General features: G+C 63.3%; 17 protein-coding genes. 7 read left to right on the forward strand and 10 right to left on the reverse strand.

Annotated elements, in window-relative coordinates; all coding sequences use genetic code 11:
* Positions 1-8: 8 nt before the first annotated feature.
* The 6 genes from ACP7B7_RS16950 to ACP7B7_RS16975 all read right to left on the reverse strand — a co-directional run bounded on the left by ACP7B7_RS16950 (position 9) and on the right by ACP7B7_RS16975 (position 5,066).
* A complete protein-coding gene (locus tag ACP7B7_RS16950) occupies positions 9-1,388 on the reverse strand; it encodes an STM4012 family radical SAM protein (protein WP_426077413.1) in 1,380 nt (459 codons plus the stop codon).
* Positions 1,385-2,224: an STM4013/SEN3800 family hydrolase gene (locus ACP7B7_RS16955; RefSeq protein WP_426077414.1), complete on the reverse strand. Its 840-nt coding sequence runs from the start codon at positions 2,222-2,224 to the stop codon at positions 1,385-1,387. The genes ACP7B7_RS16950 and ACP7B7_RS16955 overlap by 4 nt, the downstream gene beginning before the upstream one ends.
* On the reverse strand, positions 2,217-3,302 hold the full coding sequence (locus ACP7B7_RS16960; protein ID WP_426077442.1) for an STM4014 family protein: 1,086 nt from the start codon (positions 3,300-3,302) through the stop codon (positions 2,217-2,219). Before ACP7B7_RS16960 ends, ACP7B7_RS16955 begins: the two co-directional genes overlap by 8 nt.
* A 21-nt stretch (positions 3,303-3,323) precedes the next feature.
* The gene (locus tag ACP7B7_RS16965; RefSeq protein WP_426077415.1) at positions 3,324-4,250 is read right to left on the reverse strand and encodes an STM4015 family protein; all 927 of its coding nucleotides are present in this window, start codon (positions 4,248-4,250) and stop codon (positions 3,324-3,326) included.
* A gap of 91 nt (positions 4,251-4,341) precedes the next feature.
* Positions 4,342-4,917, reverse strand: coding sequence for a helix-turn-helix domain-containing protein (locus ACP7B7_RS16970; RefSeq protein WP_102299134.1), 576 nt, complete (start codon positions 4,915-4,917; stop codon positions 4,342-4,344).
* 20 nt (positions 4,918-4,937) lie between these two features.
* Positions 4,938-5,066, reverse strand: coding sequence for a hypothetical protein (locus tag ACP7B7_RS16975; RefSeq protein WP_426077416.1), 129 nt, complete (start codon positions 5,064-5,066; stop codon positions 4,938-4,940).
* Positions 5,067-5,127: 61 nt separating this feature from the next.
* On the opposite strand from ACP7B7_RS16975, the gene kbl reads away from it, so the two are divergent.
* The 3 genes from kbl to ACP7B7_RS16990 are packed head-to-tail and all read left to right on the forward strand — an operon-like array spanning position 5,128 to position 8,783.
* Positions 5,128-6,354 carry a glycine C-acetyltransferase gene (gene kbl, locus ACP7B7_RS16980; protein WP_308920989.1) on the forward strand — a complete coding sequence of 409 codons (1,227 nt, stop codon included), beginning with the start codon at positions 5,128-5,130 and terminating at the stop codon, positions 6,352-6,354.
* A gap of 23 nt (positions 6,355-6,377) precedes the next feature.
* Entirely contained in the window at positions 6,378-7,343 is a 966-nt protein-coding gene (locus tag ACP7B7_RS16985; RefSeq protein ID WP_426077417.1) for an NAD-dependent epimerase/dehydratase family protein, read from the forward strand.
* 51 nt (positions 7,344-7,394) lie between these two features.
* Positions 7,395-8,783 carry an L-serine ammonia-lyase gene (locus ACP7B7_RS16990; protein WP_426077418.1) on the forward strand — a complete coding sequence of 463 codons (1,389 nt, stop codon included), beginning with the start codon at positions 7,395-7,397 and terminating at the stop codon, positions 8,781-8,783.
* Positions 8,784-8,787: 4 nt separating this feature from the next.
* Here the strand turns inward: ACP7B7_RS16990 and ACP7B7_RS16995 are convergent, their stop codons facing one another.
* The 3 genes from ACP7B7_RS16995 to ACP7B7_RS17005 form a co-directional block, all read right to left on the reverse strand.
* Positions 8,788-9,531 (reverse strand): AAA family ATPase, encoded by a 744-nt coding sequence (locus ACP7B7_RS16995; RefSeq protein ID WP_426077419.1) that lies wholly within the window; start codon positions 9,529-9,531, stop codon positions 8,788-8,790.
* A gap of 104 nt (positions 9,532-9,635) precedes the next feature.
* On the reverse strand, positions 9,636-10,598 hold the full coding sequence (locus ACP7B7_RS17000) for a hypothetical protein (protein ID WP_308920993.1): 963 nt from the start codon (positions 10,596-10,598) through the stop codon (positions 9,636-9,638).
* Positions 10,599-10,660: 62 nt separating this feature from the next.
* On the reverse strand, positions 10,661-11,092 hold the full coding sequence (locus ACP7B7_RS17005) for a hypothetical protein (protein WP_308920994.1): 432 nt from the start codon (positions 11,090-11,092) through the stop codon (positions 10,661-10,663).
* 205 nt (positions 11,093-11,297) lie between these two features.
* Between ACP7B7_RS17005 and thrC the strand changes: the two genes are divergently transcribed.
* Genes thrC through moaD form a run of 3 tightly spaced genes read left to right on the forward strand, consistent with a single transcriptional unit; the run spans position 11,298 to position 14,277 of the window.
* Positions 11,298-12,788 carry a threonine synthase gene (gene thrC, locus ACP7B7_RS17010; protein WP_308920995.1) on the forward strand — a complete coding sequence of 497 codons (1,491 nt, stop codon included), beginning with the start codon at positions 11,298-11,300 and terminating at the stop codon, positions 12,786-12,788.
* A complete protein-coding gene (gene glp / locus ACP7B7_RS17015) occupies positions 12,788-14,011 on the forward strand; it encodes a gephyrin-like molybdotransferase Glp (protein WP_426077420.1) in 1,224 nt (407 codons plus the stop codon). Before thrC ends, glp begins: the two co-directional genes overlap by 1 nt.
* Before the next feature lie 8 nt (positions 14,012-14,019).
* Complete coding sequence (gene moaD, locus ACP7B7_RS17020) at positions 14,020-14,277, forward strand: molybdopterin converting factor subunit 1 (protein WP_308920997.1); 258 nt, start codon at positions 14,020-14,022, stop codon at positions 14,275-14,277.
* Positions 14,278-14,287: 10 nt separating this feature from the next.
* Here moaD and ACP7B7_RS17025 read toward each other — a convergent pair whose 3' ends face one another.
* Positions 14,288-14,512 carry a hypothetical protein gene (locus ACP7B7_RS17025; protein WP_426077421.1) on the reverse strand — a complete coding sequence of 75 codons (225 nt, stop codon included), beginning with the start codon at positions 14,510-14,512 and terminating at the stop codon, positions 14,288-14,290.
* A 132-nt stretch (positions 14,513-14,644) separates the two neighbouring features.
* On the opposite strand from ACP7B7_RS17025, the gene ACP7B7_RS17030 reads away from it, so the two are divergent.
* A complete protein-coding gene (locus ACP7B7_RS17030; RefSeq protein ID WP_426077422.1) occupies positions 14,645-15,892 on the forward strand; it encodes a TIGR03862 family flavoprotein in 1,248 nt (415 codons plus the stop codon).
* The last annotated feature ends 10 nt before the right edge of the window (positions 15,893-15,902 follow it).

A 15,902-nucleotide genomic window follows, 5' to 3' on the forward strand; every position in this document is an offset into this window, starting at 1 on the left:
TGGCGCTGTCAGCATGCCTGGCCGCTTTCGGCCATCAGCGCGCGCACGGTAGTGGACGCCAGCCAGGGGCCGATGGTGTCGGCGTAGGCATAGCCACTGTCATTCAGGCGCAGCAGCGGCCCATGCTGCGTCACCAGTTCCAGCGCAAACAGTTCGGCCAGCTGCGGCAGGTCCAGCAGGCAGTCGCTGCCGAAACGGGCCATGTAGGCGTCCAGGTCCAGGCCCGGCTCCGTCAGCAGCGACTGGATCACATAGCGGCGCCGTTGATCCTCGTCCCCCAGCAGATAGCCATGTTCGGCCTGCGCGAAGCGCGCTTCGTCCAGCGCCAGGTAGTTGTCGATAATGCCGATCGTCTCGGTACGCGCCACCGCGTATTCGCTCGAATAATGCAGCTGCGATGTGTACGAGCGGGCGCCCGCGCCCAGGCCCACCATGCCGTCGTTCTGGCAGCAATAGGACGGGCCGGCGTCTTCGGGCGCATGCGGAGCGCGGAACATGCGCATCGAGACCTGCACATAGCCCTGGGCACGCAGATGGTCGCGCGCGGCCGCGTACAGCGCCAGGCGGCTGTCGCCATCGCGCGCCAGCATGATGGGGTCCAGGGTCCCGGCGCCCTTGCGGCGCGCGATCTTGCCCAGGCCAGTCTGCTCGCGCACATACAGCGGATACAGATAGATTTCTTCGGGCCGGAACGCCAGCGCGCTGTCGATCGACGCCAGCAGGCTGGCCACCGTCTGGCCCGCGATGCCGTAGATCAGGTCCAGGTTCAGGGTGGGAAACCCCGCTTCGCGGATCAGGGCGATGGCCTGGCGCACGGTGGAATTTTGCTGGGGCCGCGCCAGCGCGCGCATCTCGCCGGCGGCAAAGCTCTGGATGCCCAGGCTGACACGGTCGATGCCGTGCGCGCGGCAGACAGCCAGGCGTTCGGCCGTAATGGTTTCGGGCGAGGCTTCGATGCCGGCCGGCGTGGCCTGCAAATCGATGCCGAGGATATCGCTCGCGCCGCACAGCAGGGTGTCCAATTGCGCCGCCGACAGATAGGTCGGCGTGCCGCCACCGAGCGCGAAGCGGGCAAAGCGTCGCTCACCGAGGGCGCCGTCCATCGCGCGCATCTGCACCAGCACCTGCTGCACATAGCGCTCGACCATCTCGGCGCTGGGCCGCGCCATGGCGAACAGATTGCAGAAGCCGCAGCGCATTTCGCAGAACGGAATATGGATGTAGGCGAACAGGGCGGAACGGTCCTGCCGCGCCCAGATGGGCGCCAGCGGCGTGGCCCGGGCCAGTGTGCGGTAGGCCGCCTTGTGCGGGTAAGAATAAGAATACGCCTGGTAAGGCGTGTGGCGCATGCGCTGCGCCAGGGTACCCGGCTGTTCGGATGGATTCACGGTGCGGCTCCCTGGGAATGCTGGTGTGAAGGTTCAATGAAAAAATGCGCGTACGGCACGTTCCAGACGCTGTCGTGGGCCACGCGGTGGCCGCGGTAGCCGTCTTCGCCATAGGCACTGCCGTGGTCCGAGCAGACGATGGCAAAGGTCGGCGCGCGCGTGGCGCAGGCGGCAAACAGCGGCGCCAGCGCGCCGTCGACATAGCGCAGCGCGGCCGCATGGCTGTCGAGATTATCAAGCCGGCAGCCGGGCAGGTAGGCGCGGTTCGGCGTATGCAGGGCCGCCACGTTGATGAACAAAAAGGTACGTTGGGCGTTTTCCGCCAGCAGCCGGGTGGCCAAGGCCACCTGTTTTTCCGTGGAATGGCGCCCGGCCACGCCCATGCCGGCGCTCCAGTGGCTTTCCTGGAACAGAGACGGCAGCACACGGCCCAGCGCCGTTTGTTTGTTAAAAAAGCCCACACCGCCGATGCAGATGGTGCGGTAGCCGCGCGCCGCCAGCGCCTCGGGGATGCTCGCTTCCTCGAAGGCGAAGGTGTGTGGCGACGTCGTCTCGCTGCCGGCAAAGGCGCTGGCGAACAGGCGCGGATGGCGGCCGGGCGCGCAGGGCGTCGGCAAAAAGCCGGCAAAGAAGGCCTGGTGCGCTGCGTAGGTAAAGGTGGCGGGCGAGTGGCGCTTGTCCCAGCCCGTGGCCGGCAGGAAACGCGCCAGCACCGGCAGTTCGCCTGCCTCGAACAGGGCCTGCGCCACGTCGTAACGCAGGGTGTCGAGGGTAATGAAGACCATATCGTGGCTGCCCACGACAAGGTTCATGTCGGGAATGGCCGGCTCAGTCATGATGGAAGTGCCGCAGCTGCGCCACATGGGTATCGTGCCCCTGCCACAAGAGGCCAGGCAGCAGGTCGCCAAACGCATTCGCCTCCAGCACGTGGGCCTGGCCACGGCTTACCACCAGGTCGTAGCCGGCCACGCCGCTGGCGGGAAAGGCCAGCGCCGCCTGGCGGGTAGCCGCTTCCAGCGCCGCCATGTCAAGCTCGTTCAGCAGCGAGCAAGGATCGCCGCGCTGGTTGTCCAGGTGCAGATTGGTCATCATCTGCGTGCCCAGGCGCGCCACCCGGTGCGCGGGCTGGCCGGCAATCGCCACCACGCGCAGGTCATAATGGCTGTCGCCGCAGCGCGGCTTGGCTAGCCAGGCTTCCGCATACAATTCCTGCTTGGCCAGCGCGTCGACCAGGGCGGCGATATCGGCGGCGTTTTCATGGCGCGCGATGCGCTTGACATTGAACAGCCGCGTTTCGCCGCCCGCCCGCACCAGGCTGGCCGAGGTGGTGGCCTGCTGGCGGCCACTCCGGTTGCGCCGGTAGGCCATCACGCCCGAGGCGGACGAGCCATAGCGCGGTTTCAGATAGACCCGATCAAGATCGTGCTGGTGCAGCAGCGACTGCAGATGGTCGTAGCCGTGCACCCGCCCCAGCAAGGCCGGGATGCGCACGCCATGCTCGGCCAGGTGGCGCTGGCAAGCCAGTTTGTCGGTCATCAGGGTAATCTCGCCAGGCGCATTGTAAACATGCGCCCGGGGCAGGGCGGCCAACTGGCGTGCCAGGCGCGCCATGGCGCTGGAGAAGCCGGCAAACCAGGCGTCCATCGCCAGCAGTTCGCCATGCTCGGGCGCACGCACGGGCGCGCGGCCCAGCAGGCGGCAGCCGTCGTGCAGCAGCTGCACATGCGCCACCGCATCGTCGCCCGGCGGTTCGATCTTGAACCGGCAGGGCTGGCTCAGCGCGGTCTCAAGCAAGGCCGGCTGCGCCAGCCAGTCGCGCCATTCGAGCACCCGGGCAGGCGGCAGCGCCAGCTGCGCGCGCGCCGCCTGCAGCAGGCGCACGCGCTTGCTGCCACCGGTGGCCAGCAAGATCATCGCGGACAAAGCGTACCCTCTTTACTCGCCGACGGCCACGTAGCGATACACGTCGCCATCGTCCTCGTCGTCTTCCTGCGGATCGTCCAGCACCACCTCGAACGGCAGGGCCTTGAGTTTTTCCTGGTTCGCTTCCGAGATATAGTGGTGCGACAGGTCCAGGAGGGTCAAATTGCCCAAGTGTGTGCCGTGCAGCAGCGCTTCGGCGCCCACGTCGCCGAGCGTGCCAAGCGACAGGTCGAGGGTGGTGATGGTGGCCAGCAGCGGCTCGTTGGCCAGCCAGACGGCCAGTTCGTCGGCGATCTGCGCGTCGCGCAGGCCCAGATAGCGCAGGGTCGGCGTGGCCAGTTGCGCCAGCACTTTCCGGTACAGCGCCACGTCGCCCGAAAAGCCATAGTCGTCCGTGCCCAGCCACAGCTCCAGATGTTCCAGTTTCGGCATGCTCGATTCCGCCAGGGCCTGGGCGATTTTCTGGTCCAGGCCACCGGATTCGATGGTGAACTTGCGCAGGTTCTGGTGCGCGAACGGTTCCAGTATCAATTCATTGCCGCCGCGGATGCGCAACTCTTCCAGCAACGGGAAGGCGTCCAGCAGCGGCTTGTAGCTGCCTTGCACGATCCACGAGATTTCGCATTCCTCGTACGTCATGTCGCCGATAAACAGCGCGCGCAGTTTTGGCAGCTGCGGCGCGTGGCCGGCCAGCGCGGCGATCACCTCGTCGGCGCCCGCTTCATACGGGTCGCCCCACATGCCGATGATCAGCGCCTCCAGCGTAGTCTTGTCGGTCTTTTCCAGGAAGCCGGCGATCAGGTCCGGCATCTTGCGCTTGTCGTCATATTCCAGCGACAAGCGATACACCACGTCCGGCGAGGGATCGAAAGCGATCTCGGGGTCGTACTGCACGACTTTTTTATGGTGGAAGGTGGTGGTGCTGTCGGAAATGGTCATTGCGGAGGCTCCATGAAAGGCAGTGGAAAGCTTGTCTATTCCAAAATCTTAGCATGGGCGCAAGGGCTTCTTGCACACCGCTGGACAGCAACTATCGGTGGATGACAACCAGCAGTGCCTTGCCTTCGGTCTTGCCGAGGTTGCGGATGGTATGCGGCTGGTCGGCAGGATAGCGCGCCGTGCCGCCATTCTTGACCTTTTTCTTTGCTGTGCCCACTTCCAGTTCCAGGTTGCCGTGGATGACGGTCAGATGTTCGGTGGTGCCCGGGTCGTGCGGCTGCGAGGCCAGCTCGCCGCCCGGCGCCAGGGTCACCTCATACCATTCGTATTTGCCGGCCAGTTCCATCGGTCCCAGGATGCGCAGCACATAGCCGGCGTGGTCGCCGGGCAGGGTGGGGGTTTCGTGGGCGTCGGTGACGCGGATGGTTTCCACCGCTTTTTCCGCGCTGGACAGCAATTCGCCGATCTGCACGCCCAGCGCATTGGCCAGGCGCCAGGTAATGGCGATGGTCGGGTTGGCTTTTTCGCGTTCGATCTGCGACAGCATGGACTTCGAGACGCCCGCGATGCGCGACAAATCCTCCAGTGTCAGGCCGCGCGCCAGGCGCAACCGTTGCAAAGTGGCGCCCACTTCGGGCGGAGAATTGGTCGAAACACTGGTTTTCATCGGCGGTTGGCTTGCAAAGTTCAATAGGCTTGGGTAATATCCACTATATTGAATTTCAGTTCGACATAGTGGATTTTGAGGTGAAACACGGAAAACGTGTAGACTTCAAACAGCGCTTCACGGTACAGCATATGGCGCGCAGCGGTCAAGCGGCCGGCCTTTCCCTATGGCGGCGGGTACGAAACATACAACACGGACACAAGGATCATCATGAGCGAGCAAGCGAAGAACACCTTTTTCAGCGGTCTGCAACAGAACCTCGATCAACTGCGCCAGCAGGGCCTGTACAAGCCCGAGCGCGTGATCGCCTCGCGCCAGGGCGCTGAAGTGGTGTGCGACGATGGCCGCACCCTGATCAATATGTGTGCCAATAATTACCTGGGCCTGTCGGGCGACCTGCAGACGCAGCAGGCTTCGATCGCCGCCACCGAAAAATACGGCTATGGCCTGTCGTCGGTGCGCTTTATCTGCGGCACGCAGACCGTGCACAAGGAACTGGAACAGGCCATCTCGTCTTTCTTGGGCACCGAAGACACGATACTGTACGCGGCCGCGTTCGACGCCAACGGCGGCGTGTTCGAGCCGCTGTTCGACGAGAACGACGCCATCATCTCCGACGCGCTGAACCACGCCTCCATCATCGACGGCATCCGCCTGTGCAAGGCCGGCCGCTACCGCTATGCCCACAACGACATGGCCGACCTGGAAGTGCAGCTGCAGGCCGCGATCGCCGCCGGCAAGCGCCACAAGGTGATCGTCACCGACGGCGTGTTTTCGATGGACGGCACGATTGCCCAGCTCGACAAGATCTGCGACCTGGCCGACAAATACGATGCGCTGGTGATGATCGACGAATGCCACGCTTCCGGCTTTATGGGCGCGACGGGGCGCGGGACGCACGAACACCACAATGTGATGGGCCGCATCGACATCATCACCGGCACCCTGGGCAAGGCCCTGGGCGGCGCCATGGGCGGCTTTACCTCGGCACGCAAGGAAGTGATCGACACCCTGCGCCAGAAGTCGCGTCCTTATCTGTTCTCGAACACGCTGGCGCCATCGATCGCCGGCGCCTCGCTGTCGGTGCTCGAGCGCCTGGCAAAGTCGACGGAACTGCGCGACCGCCTGCATAAAAACACGGCCTTCTTCCGCAGCGAGATCGAACGCATCGGCTTTACCATCAAGCCGGGCACCCACCCTGTGGTTCCGGTGATGCTGTTCGACGCGCCGGTGGCGCAAAAATTCGCCGCACGTCTGTATGAACTGGGCGTGCTGGTAACGGGCTTTTTCTATCCGGTGGTGCCGATGGGCCAGGCGCGCGTGCGCGTGCAGCTGTCGGCCGCACATACCCGCGAACAGCTGGTGACGGTGCTGGCCGCGTTCGAGCAGGCCGGCAAGGAACTGGGCCTGATCCAGGCCACCACGACCACCAATTAATAATAAAAATTTAGGAATACAGCATGGAACGCATTTTAGTCATCGGCGCAAACGGCCAGATCGGCAGTGAACTGGTCGGCGCCCTGGCGCAGCAGCACGGCGCGGACAACGTCATCGCCAGCGATATCGGCACCAAGAACGTGTACGACGCCAAGCGCTATGCGCAGCTGAACGTGCTTGACAAGGACGGCCTGGCACAGATCATCGCCGACGAAAACATCACCCAGGTGTACCAGCTGGCGGCCATGCTGTCGGCCACCGGCGAAGCGGCGCCGCTGAAGGCCTGGAGCCTGAACATGGATGGCCTGCTCAATATCCTGGAGCTGGCGCGCGAACGTGGCGAGGCGGGCAAACCGCTGCGCATCTTCTGGCCGTCGTCGATCGCCGCCTTCGGCCCGAATACGCCGCAGGTCAACACGCCGCAGATGACGGTGATGGACCCGACCTCGATGTACGGCATCAGCAAGCTGGCCGGCGAGCGCCTGTGCGAGTACTACCATGCGAAATACGGCGTCGACGTGCGCAGCATCCGCTACCCGGGCATCATCAGCTACAAGTCGCCTCCGGGCGGCGGCACCACCGACTACGCGATCGCGATTTTCCATGCGGCCCTGCGCGGCGAGCGCTATGACTGCTTCCTGAATGCGGCCACCACCTTGCCGATGATCTACATGCCCGACGCGATCCGCGCCACCATCGAACTGATGGACGCGCCGGCGGAATCGATCAAGATCCGCTCCTCGTACAACGTGGCCGGCGTGTCGTTCAACCCGGAACAGCTGGCGCAAGCCATCGCCGCCAAGGTGCCGGGTTTTGCCATCAGCTACACACCCGACAGCCGCCAGGCGATCGCCGACAGCTGGCCGCAAAGCCTGGACGACAGCACGGCCCATGCGGACTGGGGCTGGACGGCCAGGATCGGCGTCGAGCAGATGGTGGCCGACATGCTGGTCAATGTGGACGTTGGCCAGTCCGAAAAAGCCGCCTGAACACAGAGTCAGCCGGCAATATAAAACACGATAAAAGCAAAGAGACAAGCAATGGATATGAGCGTATTTGACCTGTTCAAGATCGGCATCGGGCCGTCGAGTTCCCACACGGTGGGGCCGATGGTGGCGGCGCGGCGTTTTCTGGTTGAATACGGCTCGCTGGATGACGTCATCGGCGTGGAAGCGGCCCTGTATGGCTCGCTGGCGCTGACCGGCGTCGGCCACGCCACCGACAAGGCCGTGATCCTTGGCCTGATGGGGGAAACGCCGCAGGACGTGGCGCCCGATGCGGTCGACGCCAAGCTGGCGGCCATCGAGTCGGCAGGCAGCATCCATTTGCTTGGCATTCATCCCGTGCCGTTTACGGCCGCGACCTGCCTGCTGTGGCACAAGAGCGAGTCCTTGCCCGAACATCCGAACGGCATGCGCTTTACCTTGAAGCTGGCCGATGGCACGCGCGTCGACAAGGTGTATTACTCGATCGGCGGCGGCTTTATTCGCGAGGCGGGCGAAGTGCCGGTGCCGGCGGCGCCTGGCGCGCAACCGGTGTTCCCCTTCGATACGATGGAGCAGTTGCTGGCGCATGGCGTGGCCAGCGGCCTGTCGATCCCCGAGATGCTGCGCGCGAACGAGGGAGTGCGGCGCAGCGAAACCGAATTGAACGAAGGCCTGGACCGCATCTGGCACGTGATGCGCGACTGTATCGCGCACGGCCTGGAGACCACCGGCAAGCTGCCGGGCGGCCTGGATGTGAAACGCCGCGCCGCCAAGCTGTGGCGCCAGGCGCAGGACGCGAAAGCGTCCGACAACCGCGCCAACGACCTGCCGCACGACGCCGTGCACCTGGTCAGCCTGTATGCGATGGCCGTCAACGAGGAAAACGCGGCCGGTGGACGCGTGGTGACGGCACCCACCAATGGCGCGGCCGGCATCATTCCCGCCGTGCTGCGCTACTACGCCGAGGATTGCCGCCCCAGCGATCCGGTCGGCGGCGTGCGCCGCTTCATGCTGACGGCCGCCGCCATCGGCATGCTGTGCAAGCGCAATGCCTCGATCTCGGGCGCCGAAGTGGGCTGCCAGGGCGAAGTGGGCGTGGCCTGCGCGATGGCGGCGGCCGGCCTGGTGGCGGCCCTGGGCGGCACGAACGAACAGATCGAGAACGCGGCCGAAATCGGCATCGAGCACCACCTGGGCATGACCTGTGACCCGATCGGCGGCCTGGTGCAGATCCCCTGCATCGAACGCAACGGCATGGGCGCCGTGAAAGCCATCACCGCCGCCTCGCTGGCCCTGAACGGCGACGGCACCCATTTCGTCAGCCTCGACGAAGTGATCGAAACCATGCGCCAGACCGGCGCGGACATGCAGGACAAATACAAGGAAACGTCGCTGGGCGGCTTGGCCGTGCACGTCATCACCGTCAATCACGCGGCTTGCTGATCCTTCATTCGTCCTCGAACAATTGCTCCAGCCGTCGCGGATAGTTGTTCAGGAAATCGCGCGTCACCGCATAGTGCTCGGTGTCCTCATACGCCACCTCGTGGATGCCGCCGCCCGTAAACATGAAGATTTTCGCATGCGGGTAGGCCAGCAGGATAGGCGAGTGGGTGGCGATGATCAGCTGCGAGTCGTCTTCCACCAGCTGGTGGATCACCGACAGCGCCGCCAACTGGCGGCTCGGTGACAGGGCCGCTTCCGGTTCGTCCAGCAAATACAAACCTTTTCCCCGCAGCTTGTTGAGCATGGTGGCCATGAAGGCTTCGCCGTGCGACTGGGCGTGCAGCGACTTGCCACCGTAGCTGGTCAAATATTCGGCAGGCATCTCGTCCATGTAGCTGGCGACGTTGAAGAAGCTCTCGGCGCGCAGGAAGTAACTGTCGTCCGGCTTCTTGTAGCTCTTGCTCAGGCGCAGGTGTTCGTGCAGGCCCGAGACCTGGTCCGATACGGCCGTGATGCGCACGCTGCGCGTGCCGCCATCCTTGCCGAATCCCAGCGCCACGGCCAGCGCTTCGAGCATGGTCGACTTGCCGCTTCCGTTCTCGCCGACGAAAAACGTCACGTCGCGATGGAAATCCATCTGCACGAAATCGCGGATGGCCGGAATGGTGAACGGGTAGCGTTCCAGGTCGACCACGGCATCGGGCCGCAGCGCGGCGCTTTGCAGATAGGGCTTTTTGCTGATCGGCATGGTGTTTTCCACAGATGGCCTCCGCGAGGCGGACAAGTTGCAGTTTGGCCCAATTGGACAGAGTGCGCCAGCGATTGTGGGCGATTTCTTGACTTTCCCTGTTTTCAGGCAGGCAAAGAAATACGCGCGCAAGAGCCGCTACCTGTCTCTTCGGTTGGCAGGGTTTCCCAAGAAACCGAATCGAAACAGCGCAAATCATAGCCCAGCATGAATAAGCATGCCTCAAAGGCATGGCAGCGCGTGGCCATGTCAGTATCATGGGTGCTGAACCAGTCACCTCGCTCGAGCGTGGCGCGTAATATCCATCCGAGTTTTACCTGCCATTGTGCCCAGTCCTGCACACTGACTGCCGACGTATAAAATTGCGGCGCCTTGGCAAGTTCACTATGGATATGTACTGGGTTGCGCAACTGTTTGCCTCGTGCTGGCCCGGAAGGAAACGCGAGTTGCTGATGTTTCGGTACAGGTAGCGCCTTTTGGCGCTGATACAAGGCATACAGCATGGCGATGGCGGCGCCGACACGCGTGTCGTAAATGGGTGATCCGCTGTCGTCAATCAGGGCATGGATCTTGGTAATGCCTGCGTCGAAATGCTCAATTCTGGTTTCGTTGAGTGCATCGAGCGATGTGTCGGAGGTGAGCGACATCCACGGGGTCAGTCGGGTGAAATAGGCGACCAGACGGCCTTGCGCGTGCAAGTCCTTGAGAAAGGGAATAGCGCCCTTTACTCCGCCCCAACGCAAGACCGCGAGGCAAGCGGCCAGCATCTGGTCTTCATTCCTTTGTGCCATAGCCGATTTGAGCCAAGCTCGCAGCTTGCTGAGCGATGTACGGGTTTCAGCCCACGTGGCCGATTTTACCGTTACTCCTCGCGCATCTTTCCATCTGGTGCTCCACACATAGTGGCGCAATACCGCTTCGAGACCGGTGACTTTCACTGCCAGGCCGCCTGGCACATACCTGCTGTGCGCCATCCTCAATTGAAAAGACCGCGTGGGCAAGCTCTCTGCCAGCCAGTCGATAAAGCCCTTGATATCATCCTGCTTGAGAAAATCGTCGCGATTCATCTGTTCTACATTCCATCGTCGTTTTTGGTGGGGTGCGCCGCATCATCGGCAATGGCGCGGTTTCAGAAATCTTCGGCCCGGCGATCCCAGTAGCCTGGTTCGTCATGGGCGGCATTTTTCATGGCGTGGTCCAGCGGTTGCACGCAGAACCGCACACCGGCGTGGCGCATGCTGCCATCGGGTAATTCAAGATAGTCGCGCAACTGGCAGTACGCCGGCAGTGCCTCGTCATAGGCAATGTCAAAACAGACTTGGCCGCGCCAGGAACTCATGGCGAGCGGCGAGCTGGCATTCGGTCCGCACGGCAGCCAGTCGATGCCATTGGCAGCGAGCCACGCCAGGATGGTGTCGCGTTGCGGGTCGGCCTCATGGTGATACAAACGATATCGTTCATGGTCTTGCGGATGGAACTCCAGGTACAGCACGTCGCATTGGCGCTGACGCGCGATGGCGTCGATATGGTGGATCAGGGTGGGCATGATGTTGGTGCGCAATCAGTTCGGCTGAGGTAATAGACAGAGCGCATCATACAGTTACTATACGACAAGATGTGTCGTTTGATAATAGTTCTTGCTTGAATGGCTGAGCACTTGACTTGGCGGACGTCGCGCGATTCCCCATGGACTGCCGCTCGCACTATAATATCGGCTCGTTTGCCATTCATTTTCAACGCTCTCAGCCCAACTGGACTCTACTCTCATGCACTATGTGTCTACCCGCGCTGACCAAGCGCCATCGCAATCGCAACAGCCGCAACAATTTTCCGACATCCTGCTGGGCGGCCTGGCCCCCGATGGCGGACTGTATCTCCCTGAACACTACCCGCAAGTCAGCGGTGCCGAGCTCGATGCCTGGCGCACATTGTCGTATGCCGACCTGGCATTCGAAATCCTGAAAAAGTTCGCCACCGATATCCCGGCGGCCGACTTGAAGGCGCTGACCGCGAAAACCTATACCAAGGCGGTTTACCGCAATGCCCGCGCCGGCGAAAACGCCGCCGACATCACGCCGCTGCGCGTGCTCGAAGAAAACCTCGTCAAGGGCGGCTCGACTACCCTGATCCTGCAGGCGCTGTCGAACGGCCCGACTCTCGCCTTTAAAGACATGGCGATGCAGTTGCTCGGCAATCTGTTCGAATACACCCTGGCCAAGACCGGCGCCGAACTCAATATCTTTGGCGCGACGTCGGGCGACACCGGCAGCGCGGCCGAATATGCGATGCGCGGCAAGAAGGGCATCCGTGTCTTCATGCTGTCGCCGCACAAGAAGATGAGCGCGTTCCAGACGGCGCAGATGTTCAGCCTGCAGGACCCGAATATCCATAATATCGCCGTCGAAGGCGTGTTCGACGACTGCCAGGACATGGTCAAGGCGGTCTCGAACGACCTGCCATACAAGGCCAGGCAGAAGATCGGCACCGTCAATTCGATCAACTGGGCGCGCGTGGTGGCGCAGGTGGTGTACTACTTCCGCGGCTACCTGGCGGCGACCACCAGCAACGACCAGAAAGTGTCGTTTACGGTGCCGTCGGGTAACTTCGGCAATATCTGCGCCGGCCATATCGCGCGCATGATGGGCTTGCCGATCGCGAAGCTGGTGGCTGCCACCAACGAAAACGACGTGCTCGATGAATTCTTCCGCACCGGCGTCTACCGCGTGCGCAAGTCGTCCGAAACCTATCACACCAGCAGCCCGTCGATGGATATCTCGAAGGCCTCGAACTTCGAGCGCTTCGTCTACGACCTGGTCGGCCGCGACAGCGCGCGCGTGAAAACCCTGTTCGCCAAGGTCGATACGCATGGCGGTTTTGACCTGTCCGGCAAGCCGGGCAGCGACGGCGACGAATTCAAGCTGGTGGCCAAGTATGGCTTCAAGTCGGGCAAGTCGACCCACAAGGACCGCCTGGACACCATCCGCGACGTGGCCGACGACTACGGCATCACCATCGACACCCACACGGCCGACGGCATCAAGGTGGCGCGCGAGCACCTGGAGCCGAACGTGCCGATGATCGTGCTGGAAACGGCATTGGCGGCCAAGTTCAACGAAACCATCCTCGACGCCCTGGGAGTGGATGCGGAACGACCAAAAGGCTTCGAGAACATCGAAGACCTGCCGCAAAAATTCGTCGTGATGGACACCGACGTGGCGAAAATGCAGGCGTATATCGCCAGGCATACGGGTCTGTGATGGCGGACGTGACCGAACGCAAACCGATGATGTCGGTGGCCGAGGCGCAAGCCTTTATGGCCGCCGCCTGCAGACCAATCACCGAAATCGAGCAGGTCGACACCATGCATGCCAACGGCCGCGTGCTGGCCGTGGCGCAGACGTCGAACCTGAACGTGCCCGAGCGCGACAATACGCAGATGGACGGCTATGCCGTGCGGGCGCTTGACTGCGCCAGTGGCGCGGCCAGCTTGCCGGTGTCGCAGCGCATCGCGGCCGGCCACGTGGGCCAGCCCTTGCAGGCAGGTACTGCAGCGCGCATCTTTACCGGCGCGCTGATCCCCGATGGCGCCGACTGCGTGGTGATGCAGGAGCAGTGCGTGCTGAACGACGGCGTGGTCACCATCAACCATCTGCCGCAGGCGGGCGAATGGGTGCGCCGCCAGGGCGAGGATATCCGCGCCGGCAGCGTGATCCTGGAAGCGGGCCGGCGCTTGCGCAGCCAGGAAATGGGCCTGGCCGCGTCGGTCGGCCTGGCGCGGTTGCCGGTGCTGCGCAAGTTGCGCGTGGCGCTGTTTTCCACCGGCGACGAGCTGGCCATGCCGGGCCAGCCCTTGCCGCCAGGTGCCGTTTATAACTCGAACCGTTTTACCTTGCGCGGGCTGCTGGAAAACCTGGGCTGCGAGATCCACGACCTGGGCATCGTGCCCGATACGCTGGCGGCCACGCGCGCCGTGCTGCGCCAGGCGGCGCAGGGCAGCGATCTGATCATCACCTCGGGTGGCGTGTCGGTCGGCGAGGAAGACCATATCAAGCCGGCGGTGGAAGCGGAAGGGCGGCTGAACATGTGGCAGATCGCCGTCAAGCCGGGCAAGCCGCTGGCGTTCGGCGAAGTCGAGCAGGCCTTTTTCGTCGGCCTGCCCGGCAATCCGGTGTCGAGTTTTGTCACCTTTCTGCTGTTCGTGCGGCCGTTTATCCTGCGCCTGCAGGGCGTCACCGGCAGCGTGGCGCCGCGCAGCTACCGGCTGGCGGCCGCGTTTGAACGCGTCAAAGCCGACCGGCGCAACGAGTTCCTGCGCGCGAAAATCAACGACGATGGCGAGCTGGAACTGTTTGCCAACCAGAGTTCGGGCGTGCTGACGTCCACCGTGTGGGGCGACGGCCTGATCGACTGTCCACCGGGGCTGTCGATCGCGCGCGGCGACCTGCTGCGGTTTATCCCGTTTAATGAATTGCTGTATTAAGGAAGTCGATGAAAATCAATCTGCGTTTTTTTGCCAGCGTGCGTGAACTGGTGGGCACTGGCCAGGAAGTGCTGGAGCTCCCGCAAGCGACCACCACCGTGGGTGAACTGCGCGCCGTGCTGGTGGCGCGCGGCGGCAACTGGGCCGAGGCGCTGGCCGAAGGCAAGCTGCTGCGCATGGCGCACAACCAGCTGATGTGCAAGGCCGATACGCCGGTGGCCGATGGCGATGAAGTGGCGTTTTTCCCGCCCGTGACGGGCGGGTGACGGCATCGGCTTAGCGTGGCTTGACGGTATCGCTGCAGCTGGCGCATTGCACCGCCTTGCGGTAGCGCCAGTATTTCGAGCCGATAAAGATGGCGGAAGCGACCAGCGACCAGGCCAGCGCGCTCAAGATGTCGGCCTGGCTGGTGGTGCCCTTGCTGTATTCGACCACGGTCAAGATGATGAATAAAATGCCGCTGGCCAGCAAATAGCGGGAAATCCAGAAACCTGCGCCCATGTCACTCTCCTGTTTTTTATCTTCATAAAACTAGTTTGTCGCAGCAGTATGCACTAATTTGCGGCTTTGTCGTCATTTGGCCGCTCAATCTCGACTAAAATGCCGGGGTTTTCATCGCCGCCTTCCATACCCATGTCTTCCGTTTCCCTACCTTCTTTTCGTGTCGCCGTGATCGGTGGCGGTCCCGCCGGGCTGATGGCCGCGCAGGCCGCCGCCAGCAGTGGCGCGCAGGTCGACCTGTTCGACGCCATGCCCTCCGTCGGCCGCAAATTCCTGCTGGCCGGGCGCGGCGGCATGAATATCACGCATGCGGAAGGCTACCAGAGCTTCGTCACGCGCTATGGCCGACAGTCGCACCGGCTGCGCCCCGCGCTCGACCAGTTCGGCCCGCAGCAGGTGCGCGACTGGGTGCATGGCCTGGGCGTGGATACTTTCGTCGGTTCCTCGAACCGCGTCTTCCCGACCGACATGAAGGCCGCGCCCTTGCTGCGTGCCTGGCTGCACCGGCTGAGGGAAAGCGGCGTGCAATTCCATATGCGCCACCGCTGGACGGGCTGGCAGGACGGCCAGCTGGCCTTCGACACGCCCGACGGCCCACGCCTGCTGGCGTTTGACGCCGTGATCCTGGCGCTCGGTGGCGGCAGCTGGGCCAGGCTCGGTTCCGACGGCGCCTGGGTGCCGCTGTTGCAAGCCCAGGGCGTCACTGTTGAACCGTTGGCGCCGGCCAATTGCGGCTTCGACGTGGACTGGAGCGCGCATTTCAGCAGCCGCCATGCGGGCGAGCCGCTGGCGACGGTGGCCATCACCGCGACGGATATCGATGGCTTGACGATCAAGCGGCAAGGCCAGTTCGTGATCACGGCCGGCGGCGTCGAGGGCAGCCTGATCTATGCGCTGTCGGCCGCGCTGCGCGAGCAGATCGCGCGTGACGGCAGCGCCACCATCTGGCTCGACCTGGTACCCGATTTCAGCGCCGAGCGCGTATTCGATGAAGTGACGCGCCCGCGCGGCGCGCGTTCGATGTCCAGCCATCTGCAAAGCCGGCTTGGCATCAAGGGAGTGAAGTCCGGCCTGCTGCGCGAATGCGTCAGCGCTGCCGATTTTGCCGACCCGGAAAAACTGGCGCGCGCCATCAAGCTGCTGCCGGTCATCCTGACGCGCCCGCGTCCGATCGACGAAGCCATCAGCAGTGCCGGCGGCGTGTCTTTCGAGGACATCGACGGCAGCATGCTGCGCGCCATGCCGGGCGTGTTCGTGGCGGGGGAAATGCTGGACTGGGAAGCGCCGACCGGCGGCTATCTGCTGACGGCCTGCCTGGCCGGCGGCAAGGCGGCCGGGGAGCAGGCGGTGGCGTGGCTGGAAAAATCTCTCTCTTCATAATGTAGTTGAC

Source organism: Janthinobacterium sp. PSPC3-1 (assembly GCF_049896105.1).
Lineage (GTDB): Bacteria > Pseudomonadota > Gammaproteobacteria > Burkholderiales > Burkholderiaceae_D > Janthinobacterium.

Coding starts and splice junctions, on each gene's coding strand:
- moaD (WP_308920997.1), top strand. CDS start 14,020: ATGAAAATCAATCTGCGTTTTTTTGCCAGCGTGCGTGAACTGGTGGGC.
- ACP7B7_RS16970 (WP_102299134.1), bottom strand. CDS start 4,917: ATGAAAACCAGTGTTTCGACCAATTCTCCGCCCGAAGTGGGCGCCACT.
- ACP7B7_RS16955 (WP_426077414.1), bottom strand. CDS start 2,224: ATGACTGAGCCGGCCATTCCCGACATGAACCTTGTCGTGGGCAGCCAC.
- ACP7B7_RS17030 (WP_426077422.1), top strand. CDS start 14,645: ATGTCTTCCGTTTCCCTACCTTCTTTTCGTGTCGCCGTGATCGGTGGC.
- ACP7B7_RS16985 (WP_426077417.1), top strand. CDS start 6,378: ATGGAACGCATTTTAGTCATCGGCGCAAACGGCCAGATCGGCAGTGAA.
- glp (WP_426077420.1), top strand. CDS start 12,788: ATGGCGGACGTGACCGAACGCAAACCGATGATGTCGGTGGCCGAGGCG.
- ACP7B7_RS16965 (WP_426077415.1), bottom strand. CDS start 4,250: ATGACCATTTCCGACAGCACCACCACCTTCCACCATAAAAAAGTCGTG.
- kbl (WP_308920989.1), top strand. CDS start 5,128: ATGAGCGAGCAAGCGAAGAACACCTTTTTCAGCGGTCTGCAACAGAAC.
- ACP7B7_RS17025 (WP_426077421.1), bottom strand. CDS start 14,512: ATGGGCGCAGGTTTCTGGATTTCCCGCTATTTGCTGGCCAGCGGCATT.
- ACP7B7_RS16995 (WP_426077419.1), bottom strand. CDS start 9,531: ATGCCGATCAGCAAAAAGCCCTATCTGCAAAGCGCCGCGCTGCGGCCC.
- ACP7B7_RS17000 (WP_308920993.1), bottom strand. CDS start 10,598: ATGAATCGCGACGATTTTCTCAAGCAGGATGATATCAAGGGCTTTATC.
- ACP7B7_RS16990 (WP_426077418.1), top strand. CDS start 7,395: ATGGATATGAGCGTATTTGACCTGTTCAAGATCGGCATCGGGCCGTCG.
- ACP7B7_RS16960 (WP_426077442.1), bottom strand. CDS start 3,302: ATGATCTTGCTGGCCACCGGTGGCAGCAAGCGCGTGCGCCTGCTGCAG.
- thrC (WP_308920995.1), top strand. CDS start 11,298: ATGCACTATGTGTCTACCCGCGCTGACCAAGCGCCATCGCAATCGCAA.